Origin of the sequence: Paenibacillus athensensis, from assembly GCF_004514475.2 — a bacterium.
Lineage (GTDB): Bacteria > Bacillota > Bacilli > Paenibacillales > NBRC-103111 > Paenibacillus_AL > Paenibacillus_AL athensensis.
Window position 1 is genome coordinate 231029 of sequence record NZ_MYFO02000004.1, and the last position, 23515, is coordinate 254543.

Here is a 23515-nt window from a genome sequence, read left to right on the forward strand (position 1 = left end):
ATAGGAGGGATTTGATGAACATGTATGCAGGCGGGCGCCGCTTGTCGAAGAAGTCGATCAAGCGCAAGGCCGCAACCGGCTCCGGCTTGCAGGAGGAGGTGCGCCCGCTTGCGGGAAGCGAGCCATCGGCTTTGTCCGCGCCGCTCCAGCTTCGCCGCTGGCAGGAAACGCTGGGCAACCGCGCAACGCAGCAGCTCGTGCAGCGCCAGCTGGCGCTGCCGTCGATTGTGGCTGCCGGTCCATCCGCAAACTCAGCCGGCGCGCATGCCAGCAAGCGTGGTTCCGGCGGGGCTTTTCGTCCGAACGGCGGCTCCGGGCTGGTCGTGCAGCGCGTGCTTTCCCAATTCCGGTTTAATGAAGAGCAGAAGACTGAGGGGAATGCCAACAACATTGCGATTGCCGATGTGCTGATTGCCGGCCGCACCCCCTCTCCGTTCACGGGCACGATGGGCGCGCATTCAACGGCATGGGTCGCCCATATCGATGCCGTCCGCAGGCAGATGATCGGTTATCATCTGGACGAGGTTTGCAGCTACATGACCGACTTTTCGATCAAGCAGCTGAACTCGCCGCTGCTGCGGCTTACCCAATATATACATAGTGACCATCGCGAAAAGCTGAAATTGGCCGGCGAGTCTTTGCAATTAGCCGTGCTTCAGATTGCACCTTTTAAAGACGAGAGCAATATTACCAGTGCGCAGCCGGTTGTGGCGGGCCTGCAGAAGCTGCTGGGCTCGTTGCTGACCTTTGTCAACTATTTGCCGATGGCGACGGTGGCGGGCGGAGATCCGGGAGGAAACGGCGAGGGGCCAGCGCGCACGCTGCTCAATCTGCACGAGACAGCCGGCTCGGCCAAGGATTATATCGACGGGGCGAAAGAAGATATTGTAAGCGAGAAGATGAAGGATGAGCCGTCGGAGGAGAAGCTCCAGGGCTACGGGGAGACGATTTCCAGCTACGAACAACTGCTCAAAGATGTGAAAAAGGAAGACTCCGCAGTCGACCTTGACAAGCAGGAGCCGTTGAAAAAGAAAGTTCAGGAGCAACTGCGCAAAATGTTTGCAGCGGAAACGCCCGGCGTCTTTGCGCAAACCCGTATCGGGAAGCAGGATGCGCAGCTGATCTGCGAAATCTGGGCGCTTGGCCTGCAGCATTATCTGGAAACCGTCAAGTCCGCATACCCGTATTCCTACACGTTGGCCGGCTGGAATGATGAGAAGCAGCTTGGCAAGGAAGTGCGGCTGCTGCTTGAGCGTCAGGCTGAAGCGTATGAGGTCGACAATGAGTTCAAGCTGCAAAGCAACAAGAATATCTCCACGTATATCCTGCAGCTGCTGCGCGGACAACAGGGCTTTGCCAAGCTGGGCAAGGAGCACGAAGCTCCGCTTGAAGACGTGCTAGGCAAGCAGGCGGAAAGCTCGGCTGCCGGCGTCGGTCTTTCCGATTTTGCCAGTGAAAGCAAGGGCACGTTCATGAGCTCGATTTTTCTCGACGAGGACGGGAAGGTCGGCGATGTGTTCATTCAAGGGCGGACGCCCAAGCCGTTTTCCAGCTCGGAGGGCATGGGAGCGCATTCGACGGCATGGACGGCCCATGTGGACGCCGTGCGTACGACAATGAGCGGCAAGACGGTCAAGGACGCCGGAGGCGCGTTGGCCAAGCTGGCGAGTCAGGCGCTTTCCGCTCCGGCTTTTACGGAGCTGTACGATCAGGTGGGCGAGAAGCAGGCTTATCAGCTGGAGAATGCGGCTGATTATTTGCGGAAGCTGCTGGATCAGCAAATCGATTTTGGCAACCTCACAGCGGCGCTGGGCCATTTGGAGCAATTGATATATTTGCACCTTAATTTTGTGAACCTGACGCCGCTTAGCACCGTTTCGGGCGGCCACGTGCCGGGCGGGCGCAACGAGGGCCGTCATCGCCAGCTGCTGCAATCGTTTGAGCAAAACGAGCCGGAGGTTACGATGAATCTGAAAAGCGGACTGCGCGAGGCGATGTACGGATTGTTTGACGCCAATGCGATCGATAAATTTTCGCGGGATGAAGATAGCAAGGGCAAAGAGGCCGAAAACCTCGAAACGAAGAAATGGCTTTACAGCCTGAATTCGCTGATGCATACATTGAAAACCGCGTACCCCAGATCTTATGCGGCTGCCGATTTTCGTGAATTTTTGCTGGACAAGCTGAATGCGCCGATTGAAGTGGTGATGGGCGGCTCGGAATACGAAAAAAGCGATAAAGAAAAGGACGTTGAACTGAACGAATTGAGCAAGAAGAAGAAAATTTCCAGCCTGCTGGACCCGAGCGAATGGAAGCTGGGACAAATGGTTCGAGTCGAACGTCCATACTTGGAGCACTACGATACGGGGGTTATTTGCGGCCGATTGAACAAGGAAAGCCAGACGGTCAAGGTGCAATTTATTAACGAAAAGGACAAGGGCTCCTATCAGATTTACAACATCATCGGTATGGAGTCCTATCCGGTCGATGAAGTAACGCCGCTGCTGTGAGCGGCAGACCGGACTTATGCAGCCGCAGCGGACAGTTGCGGCCCAATAATCACCTTAACCGTTGCGGCACATACAAACAACCCTTTTCCGCGCCATTCGCAAGCCTTGTCCCGCCTGATAAGGGCAAGGAGCCGCGTTTGCCGGAAAAGGGTTGTTAGCTGCGTTGGCTTACTTCGCTGTCGCGCCGCCGCCCTTAAAAATATGGCCTGAAGCCCAGTACTGGTAAAGGTTGCATTCAATCCGGCCGTTGAACAGCTTGCGCTTCTTGTCGGCGCGGCGGGCCATGTAATGCTCCAACTGGCGGCTCGGGCTGAGAATAAACACGCTCCACGTAGGCAGCTGCCCCGTGATCGAGCCGAGCTGTCGCAGCGCCTGCTCCACCTCGCGTGAATCGCCAAGCCGTTCGCCGTAAGGCGGGTTGGTGATCAAGCAGCCGTTCTCGCCGATGGGCCGCGCCTTGGCGACAGGCTCCACGCGCAGCGCGAACTGCTTGGAGAGGCCCGCGGCTTTGGCGGCGGCGAGCGCCACATCGATGGCTTTGGCATCGATGTCGCTGCCGACGATGTCCAGCGGCACATCGTCGCGAACGGCGTCGTAGGCCTCGTCGCGGGCCGCTTCCCACAGCTCGGGCGGGACGACGTTGTCCCACGCCTCGCTTGGGAAGCTGCGGCGCAGGCCCGGCGCGATATTCCAGCCAATCATCGCCGCCTCGATCGGAATCGTACCCGATCCGCAGAACGGATCGTAGAGCGGGCGATCGGCGCGCCAGCGGCTGAGCAGCACCATCGCCGCCGCCATCGTCTCCTTGAGCGGCGCCTCGGTGACGAGCTTGCGGTAGCCGCGCTTGTGCAGGCTTGGGCCGGTCGTGTCGATCGTCAGCGTGGCGATATCGTTCAGCAGCGCGACCTCGATCACGTAGCGCGGGCCTTGCTCGGCGAACCATTCGGTGCCGTAGCGCAGCTTCATTTTTTCCACAATCGCTTTTTTAACAATGCCTTGACAGGCGGGAACGCTGGACAGCTGCGATTTATGCGACCGGCCCTGCACCGGAAATTCGGCGTCCTCCGGCAGCCATTCCGGCCAGTCGAGCGCCCTGGTGCCTTCAAACAGCTCGTCAAAGGTACGGGCCGTGAATTGGCCCATCAGCACGAGCACGCGGTCGGCGGTGCGCAGCCATAGATTGGCGCGGGCAATGGCCAGCGGATCGGCTTTAAACACCACCCGTCCGTTCTCGACGGTGGCGTCGGCGTAGCCAAGCTCGCGGATTTCGCGGGCGACGACGGCTTCAAGGCCCATCGGGCAGGTGGCGATCAAAATTAGTTGCTGCATAACAGACATCCCTTCCTGTACGGCAAAATTTCGGCGAGTTGTGCGTCCGGGCAAAAACTCATACAATTAACAAGTATAGGGCAAAAGAGACGCACATACAAACACAAAAACGCCCGAAAGGAGCACGGCACAATGGAAACGATGACGGCGGAAAGCTACGTCGAGAGTTTATATGAAGAGGATGCGCTCTTGCAGCGGGTCAAGCAAGGGATACGCGAGCGCAACATGCCGGAAATTTCGATTGCGCCCGGCTACGGCCGGCTGCTGACGATGCTGGTGCGGATGACGCGGGCCAAGCGGGTGCTGGAGATCGGCGCTTTGGGCGGCTACAGCGGAATTTGTCTGGCACGAGGTTTGGAGCAAGGCGGTAAGCTGGTTTCGCTGGAGCTGCGGCCCGAATTTGCCGAAGCGGCGCTGGCGCACATGCGTGAGGCGGGGCTGGGCGATTGCGTGGAGCTGAGAGTCGGCGAGGCGCTGGCGAGTCTCGAAGCGCTTGCGGCTGAAGGAGCGCGATTCGATCTGTTTTTTATCGATGCGGACAAAGTGAATTATCCGAATTATTTGGAGGCGGCGATTGGGCTGGCCAATCCCGGCGCGATTATTGTTGGTGATAATACGCTGATGCGCGGCCGGGTCGTCAATCCCGAGGAGCGCAAGGCGTCGGTGGAGGCGATGCGGTTGTTCAACCGGCGAATTGCCGAAGACGAGCGGCTGGAGAGCACGATGCTGCCGGCCTATGACGGCTTGGCGCTTGCCAGGGTCAAAGATTAACGCCGCTGCGCGTCATCCGGCGCTTGCAGCCGCTTCACGTTGCAATGCCCCCCTGCTGGGCGAAGATCAAGCCTGATTGGCTGGTTCTTCGCCCCGTAGGGGGGCATTTTGTTGAACGGGGAACGTCAGGACGCCTTCCGTTTCAATACGAGCGGAGCTTCCGGCGTTTGCGGTACGGGACCGGGGGTTTGCAATTGGCTCAGCGGCTCATGAAGCGGGCTCTGGATAGCCGGATGGACGGCTTGCCGTTTGCGTGTCTGCATCACGCCGATCATGTTCCAGTATACAAACAAGAGCTCGGCCAGCAGCACAATGAACGCAATCCTACGCCAGTTCAGCTTCATTATCGGGCAAATCCTCTCTTTCGGTTGTTGTCCATATATTACCATAGCTCGCCGACTAACAGCTACAGAAACTTTTTTTTCACAAAAGCTTGCTCGCCTCCTGCATACTGCTTCAAGCTTCTCTCGTTTATCGCTTGCCTTCCGTGGCCGCAGAGCGGCGTCCGGGCAGCAGCAGCGTGCGATATACCCAGAACGCATTCAGCGCCAGCAGCACGCAGGAGACGACAAACAGCTCGCGGATGTTGAACCAGCCGGATACCGAGCCGCCGACGACGGGACCGATCATGTTGCCGAGGCTGAGCGCGCTCGTGTTGAAGCTGTAGGAGCGGCTTTCCATGCCGGACGGCGTATATTTGCGGATCAGCGCGTTGACAGTCGGCAGCAGGCCGCCCATAAAGACGCCCAATCCGAAGCGGGCTGCGAACAGCTGCCATACATTGTGGACGAGCGCTTGCGGCACAAACATCAGCGCTGCGCCGATCAGGCACAAGCCGAGAATGCGCTCGGGCCCGATCCGGTCGGACAGCCGGCCGAGCAGCGGCGAAGCGATCATATTGGAGAAGCCGGTAATGGAGCTGACCAGCCCGGCGAAGAAAGCAAGACCGGCGGCTTGACCGTGCAGCTCGGCGACAAACAGCGGCATCAGCGGCATCGCGCTCAGGAACGCGAATTGAATCACGAAGGTGACGGCGTAAAGCGCCGGGAGCTGGCGGATATGCTTCAACTGGCCGAAGCTTTGCAAAATCGAGGTTTTGGCTTTGGCTGCGGCTTCCTTTGCATTGAAATTCTCCCGCACCAGCAGCAGCGTCAGCACGGAAGCAGCAAACAGCAGCGTGCCCGTGACGAAAAAAATGTTGCGGTAGCCGATCCACTCGGCAAGCAGTCCGCCGATAAACGGTCCGAGAATCGTGCCGGCGACCGCGCCCGATTGCAGCGTGCCCATCGCAAAGCCCATATGCTGCTTGGGCGTGTTCGTCGACATAAGCGCAACGGCCGCCGGCGCGTAGCCAGAGATAACCCCGTTGAGCATGCGCAGCAGCAGAAGCTGCCAGGCGTTGCCGGCAAGCCCCATCAGCGCCATCACCAGCGCCATGCCGAAGCCGGAGCGCAGCAGCATGACCTTGCGGCCGTAACGGTCGGCGAGAGCGCCCCAGATCGGCTGAAACAGAAACGAGGTCACGAAATTGCCGGCAAAAATAATGCCTGCCCACAATGCTACCCGATGCGGATCGGTCATGCCCAGCTCCTGCAGGTACAGCGGCAGAAACGGAATAATCATCGTCATGCCGCCCATGACGAGGAACTGACCGAGCCACAGCACGGTTAAATTGACTTTCCAGCGTACCACGACAATCTCCTCTTTTCTTGTAGGTGCCGTACAGAGCGGTTCAAGATTTCATTATATCAGGAAACGGACTGCTCGCCCAAAGCGTGCAAGCTATGACGCGCAGCTGCATACTTTGGCAGCGGGCGGGGATATTAGTTGTGGCGCTGCGGCGTTAATCCACAATGAACGGTAAAGGAGCTGTACCATGCCATTCGGAGCCCACGAAACGATGGAAGTCCATGAAATTTTGAATGAAAAAATCAACATGATCAATCATTTCTCGATGTACGCCGAGCAAGCGCAAAGCGAGCAGGTGCGCGGCTTGATCCGCCAGCATTTGCAAACAGCGATCGGGCATTACGACCAGTTGGTCGCCTATACGCACGATTACGAAGCAGCGGGAGGCCTGCAGGGCAGCTGGCAGCCGGTGGGTGAGAGCGGCATGAACGGGGCGTCGTATCAGGATATCCGTTACGGCTTGCGCCAGCCGCAGCCTGTAGCGCCGCAGCTGCAGGCACAAAGCCGGTTGAACGACCGGCAAATTTTGAGCGCCGTCCTTTGCTGTCACAAGAACAGCGCCAAAAATGCGATGCAGGCATCCTTGGAATGCGCCGATCCGAACGTCCGGCAAATGCTGCTCAGCGGAGCTATTGCCGCCAATCAGCACGCCTACGATACGTTCCTGCTGATGAACCGTCAGGGCTTTTATCAGGTGCCGACGATGCAGGACCATACGGCCAAAACGTATCTTCATACGTACCAGCCTATGAACGCTGCGCCGAATGCTCATGCGTTTCAATAACAGCTCGGCTGATTGGCCGTGACAAACAAAGCCGACCGTTCTCATGCTTGACCGGCATGGGAGCGGACGGCTTTTTGGTGTTATTTGTGGACGCGCGCCGTCATAATTTCCAGGATGTAGAGCTCGGCATCGGGCATGTCCGAATCGCGGGCCAGCCGCACGGCTTCCTCGACGTCATACGGGACGCGAACAAACTGGATGCCCAGCGGAGACGGCTGGTCTGCGCCGATGATGCCCTCGACGATGCAGTAGGACGCTTGGGGGATGCCGTCATAGGGGATGCCGATGCTGCCGGTATTAAACAGCGTCAGCCCGCCGGTCGGCGTATCCGGACGCTCAAGCGTCCGCAAATATGACAGATGAATGTCGCCATAGCCGACCACATCCGGCGTCGCGCCGTCCTGCGGAACGCCGGTGGCGGCGGTATTGTCGAACATCGCCAGCCTTTCGGCCTTGGACGCCTTGCGGTTGACGCGATGGAACACGCTAACGGCCGAAGCGTGAAACAGCCGCATCCGCCGGCCGCTGATCGTCATATCGACGCAATAGGGCAGCCCCGCCAAATAGTCGAGCTGGTCGGGCAGCAGCTGGCTCTGCTGCCACAAGCCGTGAGCTTGCTCCTGCGGCATCGCCATGCTGACGTCCCAATTGCCGGGAACAACGGCTTCGCAAGCGGTCCGCACCCGGTCGATCACTTCCGCCGGGCCGGGGCCTTTGCCGACCAGATCGCCAAGACAGATGATGCGTGCGATGCCGCGGGCGGCGATATCGGCCAGCGCGGCTTCCAGCGCCGGCATATTGCCGTGAATATCGGAGATGAGGGCAATTTGATCCACGTTGCTCCGCCTTTCGAAAGTTGTTTTTTTCTTTATACCATAAACCGAACCTGCGAGAAAGGGTACCCTTGCCCGGCGCATTCTGATATAATTTGGTCAATGAAAGGTGGGTTTGTGACGGTGGAATCAAGATCCGAACGACTACGTAAACAAAAACATCGCAGAAAGTCCAAGGGAGCCGCGTGGAAGAAGCTGCTCGGTCTGACCGCAGCCGGCGTCGCTTGTTTGTCTATCGGCGTCTTCGCGGCGTATTTGACAACAAATTCCGACAAGGCCGGTTTGGAGCAGGCGCAAGAGGAGCTGGTCATTCCGACAGCTACCGCGGCGCCCAAGCCGAAACCGGCGGCAAGCGCGAAGCCTTCCGCACAGCCGGAATCCGATCAAGCCGCCAAGCCCTCCCCGCAAGCGACCGTCAAGGAGCCGTCGGCGGGAGCTTCTGCGGGAGCAAGCGGCCGTGTGGAGCTGGCTTTTGTCGGCGACGTGCTGCTCGGGAGCAAGGTTGAAGATATCATGAAGAAAAACGGTTATGATTATCCGTACTCCAATGTGAAAGCGTTATTAAGCGACCCGGATTATACGATAGCCAATCTGGAAACGCCGGTGACGACGCGCGGTGAGCAGCAAACAAAAGAATACGCGTACCGCTCGCCGCCGGAAGCGATTCCGGCGCTCAAGGCGTCGGGCATTGATCTGGTGAACCTCGCCAACAACCATACGCTCGATTTCGGCGTACAGGGACTGACCGATACGATGGATGCGCTGGACAAAAACGGCTTGGCCCACGTAGGTGCAGGGATGAACAAGGACGAAGCGTACCGTCCGGTCATTGTGGAGAAGATGGGAATCAGGATCGCCTTCCTCGGCTTCAGCCGCGTGCTGCCGGAAAGCTGGTGGAAGGCGGGCGACAGCAATCCGGGGCTGGCCGAAACGTATAACTACGTGCTGCCCGTGGAAGCGGTCAAGCAAGCCAGACAGCAGGCCGATCTGGTCGTTGTGATTGCACACTGGGGCGTGGAGCGCTCGGATTCGCCGGACGCCTCTCAGACCGAGATGGCGCACCGTTACATCGATGCGGGAGCCGATCTGGTCGTAGCGAGCCATCCTCACGTGCTGCAGGGCTTTGAAGCCTATAAGGGCAAATGGATTGCTTACAGCTTGGGCAATTTTATTTTTACAACCAACGATGTGCCCAAAACCTGGGAGACGGCTGTCCTGCAGGCATCCTGCTCGAAGGAGCGGGATTGCGACCTGACGGTCGTGCCGGTGTGGACCAAGTCGGCGCTGCCGACGCCGATGAACGCCGAGGATGGCGCCAAGCTGTTCCAGCGGCTGAGCGGGATTTCGATCAACGCGCAGGTGCAGCAGGACGGACGAGTAGTCGGCCGATAGAAGATTCTCCTGAATCGCAACGGAGCCGGATGCAGGTCGTCATGCGCAGATTAGCAGATTAGATGAATATAACGGCACAAAGGGTCGCTCGATATGTCGAGCGACCCTTTGTGTTAAGCTGCGCGCTGCCGGGACCCGCTACAGCTTGAAGCGATTGACGGCTTCCTGCAGCTCTTGAGCCATGTGAGCCAAGTTGTTCGACGCAGCCGTGACCTCTTCCATCGAAGCGAGCTGCTGCTCGGTAGCAGCAGTCACCGTCTGCGCGCCCGCCGCCGATTGCTCGGCGACAGCGGCGATGCTTTCAATCGAAGCGACCACCGACATGGCTCCGACCGCCGCTTGCTGGACGGAGGCGGACACTTCGGAAATCAGCGTGGACGTTTGCTCCGAGGCGGTGCGAATGCCTTCAAAGGTGGCGCCCAGCGTCGTGATGACTTCAACCGATTCGTTGACCGTGCCGGAGGACACTTCCATCGATTGGACGGCGGAGGCGGTTTCTTCGCGCACCTGAGCGATCAGTCCGGCGATTTGTCCGGCTGCCTGCGTCGTCTGGTCGGCCAGCTTGCGCACCTCGCTGGCGACGACGGCAAAGCCGCGGCCTTCGCTGCCGGCACGGGCCGCTTCGATGGCTGCGTTCAGCGCCAGCAGGTTCGTCTGCGCCGCGATGCCGCTGATCAGCTGCACGATGTCGCCGATTTCCCGCGAGCGATCGCCGAGCGTGTTCACGACGCCCTTGAGCTCGGACACGCTGCCTTGCAGCGCATCCATTTGGCGGATCGCGCGTGCCACGCCCTGACCGCCCGATTCAGCGCGCTGGGCCGTGCTGGCAGCATGCCGGGCCGCGGTTTGCGCCGAATCGGCGATGCTCGTGACCGTTCCTGATACGAGCTGAATCGCTTCGGAGCTTTCCATGACAGCGCGCACCTGATTTTCCGATCCGGTAGCCAGCTCTTGAATCGTCACGGAAATATGCTCGCTGCCGCGGCCGGTTTCTTCGGCGTTCTGGGTCAGCTCCTCGGAGGAAGCGGCAACCTGCTGGGCCGTGCCCTGCACCTGCGCCAGCACGTCGCGCAGCCCGGCAATCATCGTATTGAACGACAGCGTCAGCCGGCCCAGCTCGTCTCTCGAACGATAACTGCCGCTTACCGTCAAGTCGCCTTGCTCGGCGCGCGACATCGCCTGCTGAATCTCCTTCAGCGGCTTCGTGACGAGACGGTTGATCCAGTAGCCGATCAAGGAGCCGAGAAGCAGCGCCGCGATCAGCATCGCGATAATAAACTCATGCGCATTGGTATTGTCGCGGTCGACCGCCAGCTTCAAATCGTCGCCAACCTTGGCATTGTAATCGGACAGCTCGGTTAACAGCCCGTTCAGCTGATTCACCTTATCCGTATGGGCAAGCATCAGCTGTTGGGACTTGGCGATATTGCCCGCTTTGGCCGCGTCCATAATTTGACTTATTTCGTCTTGATAAGCAGCGTCCATGGCCCGGAGCTTATCCAGCCGTTCGACCTCGTAAGGATCAAGCTCGGTGGCGCCGTAGCTGGCGATCGCTTCGGCGAATTTCGCTTTGGCCTGATTGACATCGGCTTCGAGTTTTTTTTGCCCGGCGGCGTCTTGCGTCAGCGTTGCGGCGTACAGATTGGCCTGAGCCTGCCAACTGAGCGCCCGGGCTTCATTCAGCCATTTGACCGGCTGCACCCGGTTGTCGTACATTTCGGTAACCGAGTTGTGCATGATGTCGAGATAGCGTGAAGCCACGATGCCCACAGTCCCCATCAACGCCAACAGCACAAAAACGAGGATGACTAATTTGAATGAAACGCGAAGGTGCTTGAAACCCATCCCACAACCACTCCAGTCGACAATTTTCTACAATCATCTCATAAATTTGTTAGACATACATTAAAAAAACATGAAGATTTCCCTAAGTGCGCCCACGCCAAAAAAACCGGCTCCGCCCGGAACGGACTGCCGGTCTGCGGCTGCAGCGCATGAATCTTAATTGGAATCCTGCGCCTCCAGAGCCTTTTCCTCCAAAGCTACGTCGGAATATTCGTCGCGAATGCGCAGCAGATTCGGAAGCTGTTCAAAAAACACGTCCACCACCCGCGGATCGAAATGCTCGCCGCGCTCTTCCTTGAACAAATTCAAAATCCGGTCGAGCTCCCACGCCTTTTTGTACACCCGCTCGCTGCCCAAGGCGTCAAACACGTCGGCGATTGCGGTAATTCGCCCGTAAATATGCGTTTCATCGCCCTTCAAGCCGCGCGGATAACCGCGTCCGTTCCATTTTTCGTGATGCTCGTAAGCGACGATGGCTGCGGTTTTGAGGATGTGGCGCTTGGAATTTTTCAGCAGATTGTAGCCGATTTGCGTGTGCGACTGCATGATCGCGAACTCTTCCTCGGTTAGCTTGCCGGGCTTTTTCAGCACAGCGTCAGGGATGGCCACCTTGCCGATATCGTGCATCGGCGACGCCATTTTCAGCAAATCCGCCTCCTCCTGGGACATGCCAAGCCCAAGCGCGAGAATATAGGAATATTCCGCGACGCGTTTGACGTGATTGCCGGTTTCCTTGGAACGGCTTTCGCCGATTTCGCCCATCGTGAAAATGATTTCCTTTTGCGTTTCTTCAATTTCGTGCGTCAGCAGCGCCGATTCCAGCGATTTGCCCGCATAGGAGGCAGCCAGCGTCAGATACTCCATGTCCTTTTCGGAAAACTGCTCGCTTTCCGTCAGCTTGTTGATCGCTTGATATGCGCCCATAATTTCGCCTTCATTGTTGCGGAACGGAATGACCATGAGGGCTTTGGTCGTGTAGCCGGTCAGTTGGTCGGTACGCAGCGCGCCGTTGAGGAGATATTCGCGATATTCTTCGTTGGTGTAGGCGTCGTCGATAAACACGGCCTGATCGTGCGTGACGGCGTAGCCGACAAGTCCGGCCGTGCTCGGAATGCGGATTTCGCTTACCCCGTGCGCGACCTTCGACCAAAGCTCGTTTTTGTTGCGATCCAGCAGCCAGACCGTACAGCGGTCCGAAACGATCATATCGCGTCCCATGTCGGCCATCAGCATCAGCACATTGTCGAGATTGCGCTCATTGGCGATTTTGGCGGCATAATCAAAAATAACGCGCAGCATTTCCTGCGGTTCCAGGTCCCGCTTGCGCCTGGGGACGAAATCCAGTATGTCGTACTCCATAAATAACCTCCTGCTCCTGTGTCTATATAGGGCTGCCGCAGCGCCATATTCCTGCTTGGAGGACGCCGTCGGGAGTTTTCTAATTTTTACTTTTATTATAATATCTATTCCGCGCAAAAGGGGAACTTCCTGCCGCCTATCGGGACAGTCACGAGATTTTTGTCGAAAAAAAGCGAAAAACCGCCAAGATAGCCCCGGCGGGCAGCGCTATGGTAAAATGCGGATGGGACAAAAGTCGGTTCGGATCGGCCCCGCAAGCTTCCGGCAGCCTAGACGGCGGCCCGGCCTGCGGCCGAATCCGGTAAAGGGGATTCAGTTGTGGATTGGTTGATCGGGCTGGGAGGCAGCCTCGTCATTGCCGGAGCGGCATATGGCAAAAAATCGCTGTCGGGCTCCGGGTTCGCCGCCGCCGTCGTTATGGGGACGCTGCTGTATGCGCTGGGCAGCGCGGCGTGGTTCGGCTCGCTGCTTGCGTTTTTCATCTCTTCGTCGGCGCTGTCGCGGCTGAAGCCGCAGCGCAAGGCGGAAGCCGAAAGCGGCTACGCCAAAAGCGGGCGGCGCGACGCCGGGCAAGTCGCCGCCAACGGCGGCGTCGGCCTGCTGCTGTGCGTCGGCCACGCGTTATGGCCGCACCCGGCCTGGTGGGCGTTATATGTCGGCGCGATGGCCGCCGTCAACGCCGACACCTGGGCCACGGAGCTGGGCGGCCTCAGCCGCATCGCGCCGCGCTCCATCGTCAGCGGACGGCGCGTGGCCCCCGGCGTCTCCGGCGGAGTGACGCCGCTGGGTCTCGCCGCCTCTGCGCTGGGCGGCGCGTTCATCGGAGCAGCCGGCTGGCTGCTGCTCCGGTGGGGTTCGCCGCCGTTTGCCGGGGAGGCGGCGGAGGGCTGGCCGGCGGCGTCGCTGCAGCTGCTGCCGTTGGCGGCGGCGGCTTGCCTCGCCGGACTCGGCGGCTCGCTCGCCGATTCGTGGCTCGGCGCCGTCGCCCAAGCGATGTACCGCTGCCGGGCGTGCGGCAGGGAGGTCGAGCGCCGAATCCATTGCGGCGAGCCGACCTTGTTTGTCCGCGGCTTGCGCTGGATGACGAACGACGCCGTCAACGCGTTGTGCGCATGCGCGGGAGCCGGAGCAGGGCTGCTTGCTTTAGTTGTCTTTGCGCGAATAAGCTTTATTTAGCACCCAAATCAATAACGCCAGCATGCCTAATACCAAAATAATGGAAAATACGATCACGGCCGTCACAGCTTGCATTCACCCGCTTTCCATACGTTTGCTGTGATCATTGTAATGCAGCCTTTTTCACAACACAACCCTGAATGCCGACGGAGGCGTTCAGGGTTGTTGACGTTGGCAGGCGAAGCCATTGCCAGAGGTGCGAGATGGGGGCGTACCGGAGCCGTACCGGAGGAACCGTACCGGAGCCGCACCGAAGCCGTACTGGAGTCGTACCGGAGTCGTACCGGAGCCGCACCGAAGCCGTACCGGAACCGTACCGGAACCGTACCGGAGTCGTACCGGTGCCGAATGGGCTTGGGGAGCCGTCAAGCTTTAGGTTTCAGGTTTCATGTCAGGCCCAAGCGCGTCAGGGCAGCTTGAGCTCGCCGATCGGCGCCAGCGTCGTCAAATCATTGGCCTTGATCATGCCGGGAGAAACGGAATACAGCACATTGCCGACATACAAACCGCGCTGTACGTTGCGGTTGCTGTCATACCAGCCGCTGCCGGCTTGCTGCAAATCGGTAGCCGTCAGATGGCTGATTTTTCCGCGCAAGTCGAAGCCGCTATTCAGGTCGAGGTGGTACACGTATAAACCCTGGAAGGCGAAGTCGCCGTATTCCCAAGCTTGGCCGCTGCCGGCGGCTTGCGCTTCGGTGACGGTGACCGGGAACGCCAGCAGCCCTTTTTGCTGGTCAAACAGCAGCGCTTTATGATTGTACAGCAGTTCGGAATCAGTACCCCGCGCGCCGATCGCGGTTTTAAACAGCTCCTTGGGCTGCGATACGTCGCTGACATCGAACAAGGCGATTTTCATGCCTTGATAATAAGCCGTTGTTGAGCCCTGCGGGTCCCATTCGTTGGCGGCTTCAACGGCGTCTTTGCCGAAGCCGATCAGGTGAGTGGCGTCGTAAGGATGCAAATAATCGCTGTAGCCGGGAATCTTCAGCTTGCCGAGAACGGCAGGCGCTGCCGGATCATGCAGATCGAGGACAAACAGCGGATCGACCTTTTTGAACGTAACGACATAGGCGCGATCGCCGAGAAAGCGCACGGCGTAAATTTTTTCGCCGGGAGCCAGTCCCTCCAGCTTGCCTGCGGTTTGCAGCGCGCCGTCGAGCACGTAGACATTGCTCTTGGACGTGTGCTCGTCGCTGCGCCACATATCGCCGGAGGTCGTGGCCACGCGCAGATAGCCGGCATGCTCATCGAGCGAAAACTGGTTCAGCACCGTGCCGGGAACGCTGCCGCTGCCGCTGGGGCGAGCGCCGCCGCGGTCGAGCGCAAAACGGTAGACGACCGTGTTGGCTTCCTGCGGCACAAAGCGGATGGCGCTGGAGCCGGCGGTTGGAGCCGGTGCGGATACCGCTGCCGTATCGGAGCCGCCAGCGTCTGTCGCGGCAGTCGGGGCGGCTGTCGGGACTGGCGTCGCTGGATTACTGGCAGCCGAGCTGCCGGCTCCCGATCCGCTTGTATCGTCCGCAGCCGGAGCGATCATGCTTGCCGCTGTCGGCCCTTCCATCGCTTCCTGACCGGGATAAACGGTCGTGGCTACGTACAAATACGCATCGGATGCGTAGACGCTGCTGCCGGAGCCGACGACGGACGTCACCTGCATCGGTTCGCCCGGCGCATCGAGATCGACACCGCCGATCATCAAGTAATTGGCCGAAACCGCGCCGGGGAAATATTTGACCTGGGCATACGGGATGACCGTAAAGGCGTCGCCGTTCAAGGAATCGCGATAGGCGGGCGCGACGCTGTCCCGCTCCTCTGCGGAGCCCTGCAGCATATACGAATAGATCGATTTGTTCGCTGCCAGATAAAGCGAGCTGCCGATTTTGCGCGACGAGAGGTAGCTGCCCTCCAGCTCCAGCTCGCGTTGCTTGAGCAGCTTTGATTTGTCGCTGATGTCGTAGACGATCGCTTTGGTCGTTATCCGGCCTTGCGGGCGAATCGGCATTATCAGCCGTTTGCTGACGACCGGATCGCCGGCGTCGGCGTAAGGCTGGATCAGCGGCAATGTGCTGCCGATGACGATCAGGCGATTGCCGTCCACATACAGCTCCTGCGGCTGGAACGAGCCATCGTCAAAATCCACGGTGCCGACAACGGACATTTGTCCGGCCGGAACGGCTTGGGAGACGTTGATCCGGCTGCCGCTGACCTGGTACAAATACGTGCCGTCTGTTTTCACAATGTCAGCTTCGTCCACGCCGGCGACTTGCACGTTCGTCTCCGAATACCCGGCCGCTCCGCTGCCCGGCGCGCCGTTGCCGGCCGCTTCCCCCGCGGTCGCGCCGCTTCCGGCCATGCCGTCAGCCGTGGCGCCTCCGCCTGCGGCGCCGACCATCGGCGCCGGCACGGGAGCGGCGGCCTTCTCGGGCGATGCGGCCGCCCGCATCGTCAGCCCGCCGTAATAAGGCGCGCTGCTCGCGAGCAGCTGCGCCAGCTTGTCGGCGGTGCCGACCAGCGGCAGCGGGTGTTCGTCCCGCTGCAGGCTCAAGCTGTGGGTGGCTTCATTCCACAGCACAAAATACCCGAACGCTTCTGCAAAGGTGCGAAGCGGCACCATCACCCGCCCCCCCGACAGGTACGGTGCGGCTTCCAGCGTGACGCCGCCCTCCGTGCCGGCGGCGGTGCGGCTGCCCAGCGTCCAGGTTACGGAAGCGCTTCCTTTGGCGGAAGCGACCGCTTGACGCTGCTCATCCCAGACGATGCTGACGCCCAGCGCATCGGCGGTATCGCGGATCGGCACCATCAGATGGCCGTCCACATTTTGCGGGGCCGTAGCGAAGGCGATGGCGCTGCCCTCGACATCGACCGGATACGGCCCGCGAACGCCCGCGCTGTCGGCAGCCGCCGTCGCGGAGATCGTCGAAGCAGCCGTGAGCAGCACCAGGCTCCATAACGCCCATTTTTTCATAAAAAAATCCCCCTTAACCAAGCTTTGTCTTCACAGACGTAGCGAAGGGGGAGTTTTGTTGCAGCGCCGGGCGCTATTTTTGATATATTTTTTTCCTTGGCAGGGAGGACGGCTGGCGTCAACGGGACAGGCAGGCGGTTCGTCGGCGTCTTACGCGCAGTCGGTCTCCTTGTCATGCCGCATGGCCACCTGCACAGCCTGTCTGCTTGTGGGCCGTTGCTGCGCATGGAGCGCTGCCTGGGCGATTAGCCGGCCGTCCCGAAGCCGCTATTCCTCGCTGTTGCTGTTGCCGGTGCGCGGTGTGTACGCTTCGCCAGCCGCCGCCGTCGACTGCTCTTCACCGGCAACCGGCCCCGGCCCTGGCGCCACGGCCGCCGCCGCTTGCGCCATTGCCGCTTCCGTATCCGGCACCGCAGCCACCGCCGCTTCACCCGGCAGCGGCAGGCCGTGCTCGCGTAGCAAGCGCTCCAGCAGGCGCATCCGCCGCTGCAGCTTGTATTGGCGGATAATGCCGAACAAGCCGACAATCAGTCCGCCGAGCAGCGTCGAGGTCAGAATGACGAGAATGAGCGGCAGGCTCACATCGCCGAACAGCAGATTGACCTGCACGGCTTCGACGTTGCTGACGGCGAACACCGCGGTAAGCAGGGCAAAAACAAGGGCGCAAATCAAGGTCCATTGTACTCGCATCGGTGACATCTCCTTCATGGGCGAAAAAGCCGGACGCCGCAGCGCCCGGCCTTTGCTGTTATTGGGTTAACTGCTCCATCTGCTCGATCAGCGAGCCGAATACGCTCATGGCTTGCTTGATCGGCTCCGGCGAAGACATATCGACGCCGGCGCGCTTGAGAATATTCAGCGAGTAGTCGCTGCCGCCGCTTTTCAGGAAGCCAAGATAGCGGTCGACGGCCGGCTGGCCCTCGTCGAGAATTTGCTTGGCGAAGCTTGTCGCCGCCGAGAAGCCGGTTGCGTATTTGTACACGTAAAAGCTGTTGTAGAAATGGGGAATGCGCGCCCATTCCATCTCGATGTCCTTGTCGACGACCATCTCGTCGCCGTGATACAGCTTGTTCAGACCGTAATAAATTTCGCTGAATGCTTGCGGCGTCAGCGATTCGCCGTGCTCGGCCTTGTCGTGGGTAATCATTTCGAATTCGGCAAACATCGTCTGACGGAACACGGTCGTGCGGAACTGGTCGGCGTAGTAGGTGAGCAGGTAGAGCTTTTCCTTAGGATCGGTCACCCGCTTGAGCAGATAGTCCATCAGAAGCGCTTCGTTCAGCGTTGAAGCGACTTCGGCGAGGAAAATCGTGTATTGCGCATACCGATACTGCTGATTGGCGTCGGACAGGTATGAATGGATCGCATGACCCATTTCGTGCGTCAGCGTGAACATGCTGTTCAGATTGTCCTTATGGTTAAGCAGCACGTAAGGATGCGTGCCATACGCGCCCCAACTGTAAGCGCCGTTGCGTTTGTTTTTATTTTCATAGACGTCAATCCAGTGGTTGTCAAAGCCATCCTGCAAAATCTTCAGATAATCCTCGCCGAGCGGCGCGAGGCTTTTTTTGATTTCCTCCTGCGCTTGCTGGTAGGTGATGTCCATTTTGAATTCTTCAACGAGCGGAGCGAACAGGTCGTACATGTGCAGCTCGTCGACCTTGAGCAGCTTTTTGCGCAGCTTGAAATAGCGGTGCAGCAGCGGCAGCGACTCGTGAATGGTCGCGATCAGGTTCGTGTACACTTCTTTGTTGATGTTGTCGCCGAACAGCGACATCTCCAGCACCGACGGGTAGCTGCGCGCCTTGGCGTAAAAAATGTTTTTGTTGATGTTGGCGCTGAGCGTGGCGGCGATCGTATTTTTTTGACTCGCGTATGTAGAATAGACGGCTTCGAAAGCGCCTTTGCGCACGTCGCGGTTGCGGCTTTCGAGGAACTGGATGTAGCTGCCGTGGGTCAGGGGCGCGTCCTCGCCGTTTTCGTTTTTGACGTTCGGGAATTTCAGGTCGGCGTTGTTGAGCATGCCGTAAATCGTGTTCGGAGCGACGGCCATGTTGCCGGCTTGAGCCAGCAGCGCTTCCTGCTCCTTGCCCAGCGTATGCGGCTTCTGGCGGATCATTTCCTCCAGCGTATCCTTATAGAACGCAAGCGTCGGCTCGTTCACCAGCTTGTGAAGCTGCTCTTCGCTCAGGCTCAAAATTTCCGGGGAAATGAAGGAGAGCGCTTCGCTGACCTCGACGCTGATTTTTTTTGCTTTATCGGATAAGGCCTGGTATTCGGATTCTGCGGTGTCTTCATGGTGCTTCATGTTAGCGTACACATACAGACGTTCGGCGTGGAGCGAAATTTCGTCCTCCAGCTCAAAGCACGCTTTCACCTGCGCGGGGTCGCCAAGCTTGCCCTGGAAGGCGCTGATGCGGCCCAGGGAATCCTTGACCTGCTGATATTCCTGATCCCAAGCCTGCTGATTGGGGAACAAATCCTCCAGATTCCAGCGATGCTCGGCCGGTACTTGCTTGCGTTCGAGTACTTGTTGATTCATCGGAGCCCTCCTGATCTTCGTTTGAGATTGGGGTTTAGCTGCTTGCTTCGCTTGCGAATCGGCCGCGGGCAGCCCGCCTGCCAGCAGACTGAGCGCGGCAGCTACCTGTATCCAGCGCATGACGGTCACACTCCCGGTAGTTTGCCATCCAAATGATGGGTTTCACCTAGTATGACCGCTTCATTCTTCATTTATGATTATAAGAAAAAGCTGGAAGGAAGTAAATTTACTTGCCCAGTCCGAAAAAACTCATCACGATCAGCACAAACGACATCGTCACCATCACAAGAGCAAGAATCGCCAGATAGCGTTTCATCGGCGGAGCGATGGAATCCCGCTTGAGAATCAAGATCAGGGCCAGACAAAAGGAAACGATAATAAACGTTAAAATAGTACCGGACTCCGTCATAAACGACCACCTGCCGCGTTGAAGTAAGGAAGGGAGGAAACTTTTTCCTTCCGCCTATCCCTATGATATGTTCGCGGTCGACGGCGAAATTCCTGCCGGCTGCGTTTCAGCCCGCATGCGGCATCGAGGAGCCGCCAGGTCCGCCTTCTGCGTCCAGCTTGACGAGCGTGAGCCGGCCGCCTTCGTCGCGGATGACCGTGTAGCGGTCGTCTGGACAAATGCGCGCTTCTTCGCTCAGCTCCTGCGGCAAGGTCAGCTCGCCGCGCGCGCCGACGCGCACAAGGTAGCCGGCGCTGCGGCTCCATTTGCCTGCGGCCAGCACCGCAAACGTCAGCAGGGCGATCAGCAGCCATTTGGCGGAGGGATGCGCGCCCAGCCAGGAGCCGAGCAGCGGCTCGGCCGCGAGCATTTTGCCGGCGGTGAATGCCAGCACGCCGGCTCCGGCGTAGATCAGCGCGGGGCGTCGTTCGAGCAGCCGGGCGAACAGTCCGCTGCCCCAGACGACCAGCGGCACGCTGATGGCGAGGCCCGCGGCGACGAGCGCGAAGCTGCCGTGCGCGGCTCCGGCGACAGCGATCACGTTGTCGAAGCCCATGACGGCGTCGGCGACGATGATCGTGCGGATCGCTGCGCCGAGTCCGGCGACGCTGTGAACGGCCGGCCCGCTCTTGCGCTCGGCGAGCAGCCGGTAGGCGATCCAGAGCAGCGCCAGCCCGCCGGCCAGCAGCAGGCCGGGCAGCTTGAGCAGCAGCGAGACGCCCAGCGTCGCGATGACGCGGATCAGCACTGCGCCGGCGGTGCCCCACCAGATGACCCGGCGGCGCTCCGCGGGGGGCAGCTTGCTGGCGGCGATGCCGATGACCAGCGCATTATCGCCGGCGAGCACCAGATCGATGACGATGACGCCGAGCAGCGCTGCGAGAAATTCGGGTGACAACCCTTCCATGTTGACCACGCTCCTTTTTTTCGATGGGATGCTTGAACAGCCTCACACCTGCTGCGGCGAAGGCTCTTTTCCATCAAAAAAGACCTTCGCCGACAGATCGGCAAAGGTCTTGCTAACAACGCGTGCGTTGCCAATAAAGCCGGGGGCGGTGCGGCCCCGAATTGACGACTTTACTGTATCAGCTACTCCCCTTTGGAGTGACAGGTATGAACTTATAAGGTCATTATAAGGAGCGGACAAGCGGCGAGTCAAGCGCCAAAGGGCGGCTGCGGCTCACACCTCGGCAAAAGCGTTCATGATCGCTTCCCATTCCTGCTCGTTGCCCTCGAAATTCGACTTGGGAAAGCGTTCGTGGGCCCAGTGCATCATGGCCGGCCGGCCGACAAACGTATACGATTCCTCGCCCCACTGGTCGGAAATCTCGGTCAGGACGATTTTCGTGCCGTGAACCTCCACGTTCATCATGTTCCATTTGTCCTTTTTGTAGATCGTATGTTTTTTGATCATGGCGGTTGTACCCCCAAAGCGAAATAAGTTGAAGCCATCATACCGCAACGCGCCGGGGAAAGCAAACAAAAGGGCAGGAAGGGCTATTGCCAATTTGGAAATCCGGTGGTAAAATTCCTTCAATCCTTTCCCGAGGGGAGAGAGCCTTGAGGCGGCGTGCAGACGAGTTGAGCCGGTTGAGGCAAGTGGAGATCAGACGAGACGAGGAGAGATGAGACATGCAAGAGAGCAGGTTTTATGAACAGATCGGCGTTGCGATGACGTCAAGATCGTATGAGGAGTACGTGCGGATGTTTAGCCTGGACGGCGGGCTTGCTGCCGGGAGCCGGGTGCTCGACGTGGCCGGAGGCGCAGCGTCGTTTACAGCCGATGCGCAGCGGCGGGGCTTGCGGGCCGAAGCGGCCGATCCGCTGTATGCGATGACGCCGGAAGCGATCGAACGGCACGGCCGGGACGAAATCGAAGCGGTGGCGGCCAAGATGGATAAGCTGCGCGGGGTATACAATTGGGAGTATTACGGTTCGGTAGAGCGTCACAAGGCCGGACGGGTGGCGAGTCTGGAGCAATTTCTCGGCCATTACCGCAGCGGGGATGCTTCGGGAACGTACAGTGCCGCGGCGCTGCCGGACTTGCCTTACGAGGCGGGACGGTTCGATCATGTGTTTTGCAGCCATTTCCTGTTTCTGTATGAGCAGCAATTCGATTATGCCTTTCATGAAGCGGCATTGCGCGAGCTGCTGCGCGTATGCAAGCCGGGAGGCGAGGTGCGCGTCTATCCGCTGCTGAATTTCCGTACCGAGGAGTACAGCCGGATGGAGGAGCTGCTTGCCATGCTACGCGCATCGGGAGCCGAAGCGGAGCGCAGACGGGCGCAATTGCCTTTTTTGCCAAATTCGGAATTTTACCTGTATATTCGCAAACAAAACGAGAAATAATGAAATTCGTTAACGCCTTTGAATTTGCGAGTTGATTTATGCAGACAAAGGTGATATACTTTTGGTATTCGTCATAGATGGCGATATTTTTAGGAGGTTGTTTACAGTGAAAGGCACAGTGAAATGGTTTAATGCAGAAAAAGGCTACGGCTTCATTTCCGTTGAAGGCGGCGAAGACGTATTCGTACACTTCTCGGCAATCCAAGGCGATGGCTTCAAAACTTTGGAGGAAAACCAAACGGTTGAGTTCGAAATCACGGATGGTAACCGCGGTCCTCAAGCATCAAACGTTGTAAAACTCTAATAGCTAACATTACCTTATAAGATCAAGGGATTTCCCACTTATAAATAGTGTCAAGCGTACAGAAAAACAAAGACAGTTACCGTCAACGGGGCTGTCTTTTTTTGGCGTTACGGCGAACTTTGCTGAAAAATGTAAGGACGGGCTTCCGGCCAAGCTTTCGTTGAGGAGCGGGGCGCTGCGCTCGGGGTGCGAAAAATCAGCTTCCAATGTATGTGCTTTCATAAAGAAAGGCAATCGTATATAATGAAAAGAATGCAGTCCAGCGAAGCGTTTTCTTGCTATGAAACGGATAGCAGCCTGACGGGGCAGGGTCGTTTGTAAAAAAATCAAATCAGCCTCTTGAACCTGACGTAACGTTATGTTTTATAGTGATTGCAGCAGCAGAAGAAAAACGATCGGGCTTCGGCCCCTAATTGCACCCATCATTTCAATATTGGAGGAAAACGAACATGAGAAAACTCGTATTATTCATGCATGTGTCGCTGGACGGGTATGCGTCAGATTCAAACGGAGGACTGGGCTGGATTCCGTACAACGAGGAGTTAGAGAAATATGCCGAAGAGGTTGTGGCCGAAGTCGGCTCTCCCGTTTACGGGCGTACGACGTACCGCATGATGGAAAATTACTGGCCCGAAGTGCTGAAGAATCCGGATGAATCGAAGCACGCTTTGGAGCACGCCGCATGGCTGCAGGAAGTGCAAAAAATCGTCATTTCCAGCACAATGGACGAGCCGGAATGGAACAATACGCTGCTGATCAAGGACAATGTTGCCGAGCAAATTCAAGCGCTCAAGGAGCAGCCTGGTAAAAATCTCGTTATTTTCGGCAGCCCGGGAGCTGCAAAGACGCTGCTGGACCTTGGTCTGATCGATGAATTCCTGCTGACTATTTGTCCGGTTGTGCTTGGCAGCGGGAAGACGGTATTCGAAGCAGGGGGCGAGAAAATCAAGCTCAAGCTGCTGTCCAGCCGCACGTTCCAGTCGGGCATTATCGCCACTCGCTATGAGGTTGAGAAATAACCGCGTCCTGCGCGCCATACGCCATATAAGAAGCTCCGCTTGATCAGGCATCCTGCTTTGACGCAGGGGCCTGCCGGAGCAAAGATCAAGCCTGTCGTCGAAACGACAGGTTTTTTCGTGTGGGCCACAATCAGAGCGGTTGAGCGGTAAGGGAGTGCTGGAAATGGCACCCCCCGGCCGATCACGCCGCAGGATGAACG

General features: G+C 58.5%; 20 protein-coding genes. 8 read left to right on the forward strand and 12 right to left on the reverse strand.

Going from position 1 to position 23515, the window contains the following annotated elements; all coding sequences use genetic code 11:
- The first annotated feature begins 14 nt into the window (after positions 1 to 14).
- The gene (locus B5M42_RS09215) at positions 15 to 2510 is read left to right on the forward strand and encodes a hypothetical protein (protein WP_134749389.1); all 2496 of its coding nucleotides are present in this window, start codon (positions 15 to 17) and stop codon (positions 2508 to 2510) included.
- 168 nt (positions 2511 to 2678) lie between these two features.
- On the opposite strand, the gene B5M42_RS09220 is transcribed toward B5M42_RS09215, so the two are convergent.
- The gene (locus tag B5M42_RS09220; protein ID WP_134749392.1) at positions 2679 to 3839 is read right to left on the reverse strand and encodes a THUMP domain-containing class I SAM-dependent RNA methyltransferase; all 1161 of its coding nucleotides are present in this window, start codon (positions 3837 to 3839) and stop codon (positions 2679 to 2681) included.
- Positions 3840 to 3971: 132 nt separating this feature from the next.
- Between B5M42_RS09220 and B5M42_RS09225 the strand changes: the two genes are divergently transcribed.
- Positions 3972 to 4610: an O-methyltransferase gene (locus tag B5M42_RS09225; RefSeq protein ID WP_134749396.1), complete on the forward strand. Its 639-nt coding sequence runs from the start codon at positions 3972 to 3974 to the stop codon at positions 4608 to 4610.
- A gap of 125 nt (positions 4611 to 4735) precedes the next feature.
- Here B5M42_RS09225 and B5M42_RS09230 read toward each other — a convergent pair whose 3' ends face one another.
- Together B5M42_RS09230 and B5M42_RS09235 are read right to left on the reverse strand one after the other, a co-directional pair.
- Positions 4736 to 4954, reverse strand: coding sequence for a hypothetical protein (locus B5M42_RS09230; protein ID WP_134749399.1), 219 nt, complete (start codon positions 4952 to 4954; stop codon positions 4736 to 4738).
- Positions 4955 to 5081: 127 nt separating this feature from the next.
- A complete protein-coding gene (locus B5M42_RS09235; RefSeq protein WP_134749401.1) occupies positions 5082 to 6302 on the reverse strand; it encodes an MFS transporter in 1221 nt (406 codons plus the stop codon).
- A gap of 184 nt (positions 6303 to 6486) precedes the next feature.
- Between B5M42_RS09235 and B5M42_RS09240 the strand changes: the two genes are divergently transcribed.
- Positions 6487 to 7083 carry a spore coat protein gene (locus tag B5M42_RS09240; protein ID WP_134749404.1) on the forward strand — a complete coding sequence of 199 codons (597 nt, stop codon included), beginning with the start codon at positions 6487 to 6489 and terminating at the stop codon, positions 7081 to 7083.
- Positions 7084 to 7163: 80 nt separating this feature from the next.
- Here B5M42_RS09240 and B5M42_RS09245 read toward each other — a convergent pair whose 3' ends face one another.
- Entirely contained in the window at positions 7164 to 7919 is a 756-nt protein-coding gene (locus B5M42_RS09245; RefSeq protein ID WP_134749407.1) for a metallophosphoesterase family protein, read from the reverse strand.
- A gap of 120 nt (positions 7920 to 8039) precedes the next feature.
- Here B5M42_RS09245 and B5M42_RS09250 point away from each other — a divergent pair, with 120 nt between their 5' ends.
- Positions 8040 to 9308 (forward strand): CapA family protein, encoded by a 1269-nt coding sequence (locus tag B5M42_RS09250; protein ID WP_230632820.1) that lies wholly within the window; start codon positions 8040 to 8042, stop codon positions 9306 to 9308.
- Between the two features lie 138 nt (positions 9309 to 9446).
- Here the strand turns inward: B5M42_RS09250 and B5M42_RS09255 are convergent, their stop codons facing one another.
- Positions 9447 to 11153 (reverse strand): methyl-accepting chemotaxis protein, encoded by a 1707-nt coding sequence (locus B5M42_RS09255; RefSeq protein WP_134749412.1) that lies wholly within the window; start codon positions 11151 to 11153, stop codon positions 9447 to 9449.
- Between the two features lie 156 nt (positions 11154 to 11309).
- Positions 11310 to 12512, reverse strand: a complete 1203-nt coding sequence (locus B5M42_RS09260) for an HD domain-containing phosphohydrolase (RefSeq protein WP_134749415.1) — start codon at positions 12510 to 12512, stop codon at positions 11310 to 11312.
- Between the two features lie 318 nt (positions 12513 to 12830).
- On the opposite strand from B5M42_RS09260, the gene B5M42_RS09265 reads away from it, so the two are divergent.
- The gene (locus B5M42_RS09265) at positions 12831 to 13688 is read left to right on the forward strand and encodes a DUF92 domain-containing protein (RefSeq protein WP_134749418.1); all 858 of its coding nucleotides are present in this window, start codon (positions 12831 to 12833) and stop codon (positions 13686 to 13688) included.
- Between the two features lie 406 nt (positions 13689 to 14094).
- On the opposite strand, the gene B5M42_RS09270 is transcribed toward B5M42_RS09265, so the two are convergent.
- The 6 genes from B5M42_RS09270 to B5M42_RS09295 form a co-directional block, all read right to left on the reverse strand.
- Entirely contained in the window at positions 14095 to 16653 is a 2559-nt protein-coding gene (locus B5M42_RS09270; RefSeq protein ID WP_134749421.1) for a beta-propeller domain-containing protein, read from the reverse strand.
- A 267-nt stretch (positions 16654 to 16920) separates the two neighbouring features.
- Positions 16921 to 17343, reverse strand: a complete 423-nt coding sequence (locus tag B5M42_RS09275; RefSeq protein ID WP_134749424.1) for a LapA family protein — start codon at positions 17341 to 17343, stop codon at positions 16921 to 16923.
- A 58-nt stretch (positions 17344 to 17401) separates the two neighbouring features.
- Positions 17402 to 19195, reverse strand: a complete 1794-nt coding sequence (gene pepF / locus B5M42_RS09280) for an oligoendopeptidase F (RefSeq protein WP_134749427.1) — start codon at positions 19193 to 19195, stop codon at positions 17402 to 17404.
- A gap of 226 nt (positions 19196 to 19421) precedes the next feature.
- Positions 19422 to 19604 (reverse strand): hypothetical protein, encoded by a 183-nt coding sequence (locus B5M42_RS09285; protein ID WP_134749430.1) that lies wholly within the window; start codon positions 19602 to 19604, stop codon positions 19422 to 19424.
- Positions 19605 to 19710: 106 nt separating this feature from the next.
- Positions 19711 to 20550: a TerC family protein gene (locus B5M42_RS09290; protein ID WP_134749433.1), complete on the reverse strand. Its 840-nt coding sequence runs from the start codon at positions 20548 to 20550 to the stop codon at positions 19711 to 19713.
- Positions 20551 to 20823: 273 nt separating this feature from the next.
- Positions 20824 to 21057, reverse strand: coding sequence for a hypothetical protein (locus B5M42_RS09295; RefSeq protein WP_134749435.1), 234 nt, complete (start codon positions 21055 to 21057; stop codon positions 20824 to 20826).
- A gap of 218 nt (positions 21058 to 21275) precedes the next feature.
- On the opposite strand from B5M42_RS09295, the gene B5M42_RS09300 reads away from it, so the two are divergent.
- From B5M42_RS09300 to B5M42_RS09310, 3 genes are all read left to right on the forward strand, one after another.
- Entirely contained in the window at positions 21276 to 21992 is a 717-nt protein-coding gene (locus B5M42_RS09300) for a class I SAM-dependent methyltransferase (RefSeq protein ID WP_134749438.1), read from the forward strand.
- 106 nt (positions 21993 to 22098) lie between these two features.
- Positions 22099 to 22296, forward strand: a complete 198-nt coding sequence (locus B5M42_RS09305) for a cold-shock protein (protein WP_134749440.1) — start codon at positions 22099 to 22101, stop codon at positions 22294 to 22296.
- A 449-nt stretch (positions 22297 to 22745) separates the two neighbouring features.
- Positions 22746 to 23315 carry a dihydrofolate reductase family protein gene (locus B5M42_RS09310; RefSeq protein WP_134749443.1) on the forward strand — a complete coding sequence of 190 codons (570 nt, stop codon included), beginning with the start codon at positions 22746 to 22748 and terminating at the stop codon, positions 23313 to 23315.
- Positions 23316 to 23515: the final 200 nt, after the last annotated feature.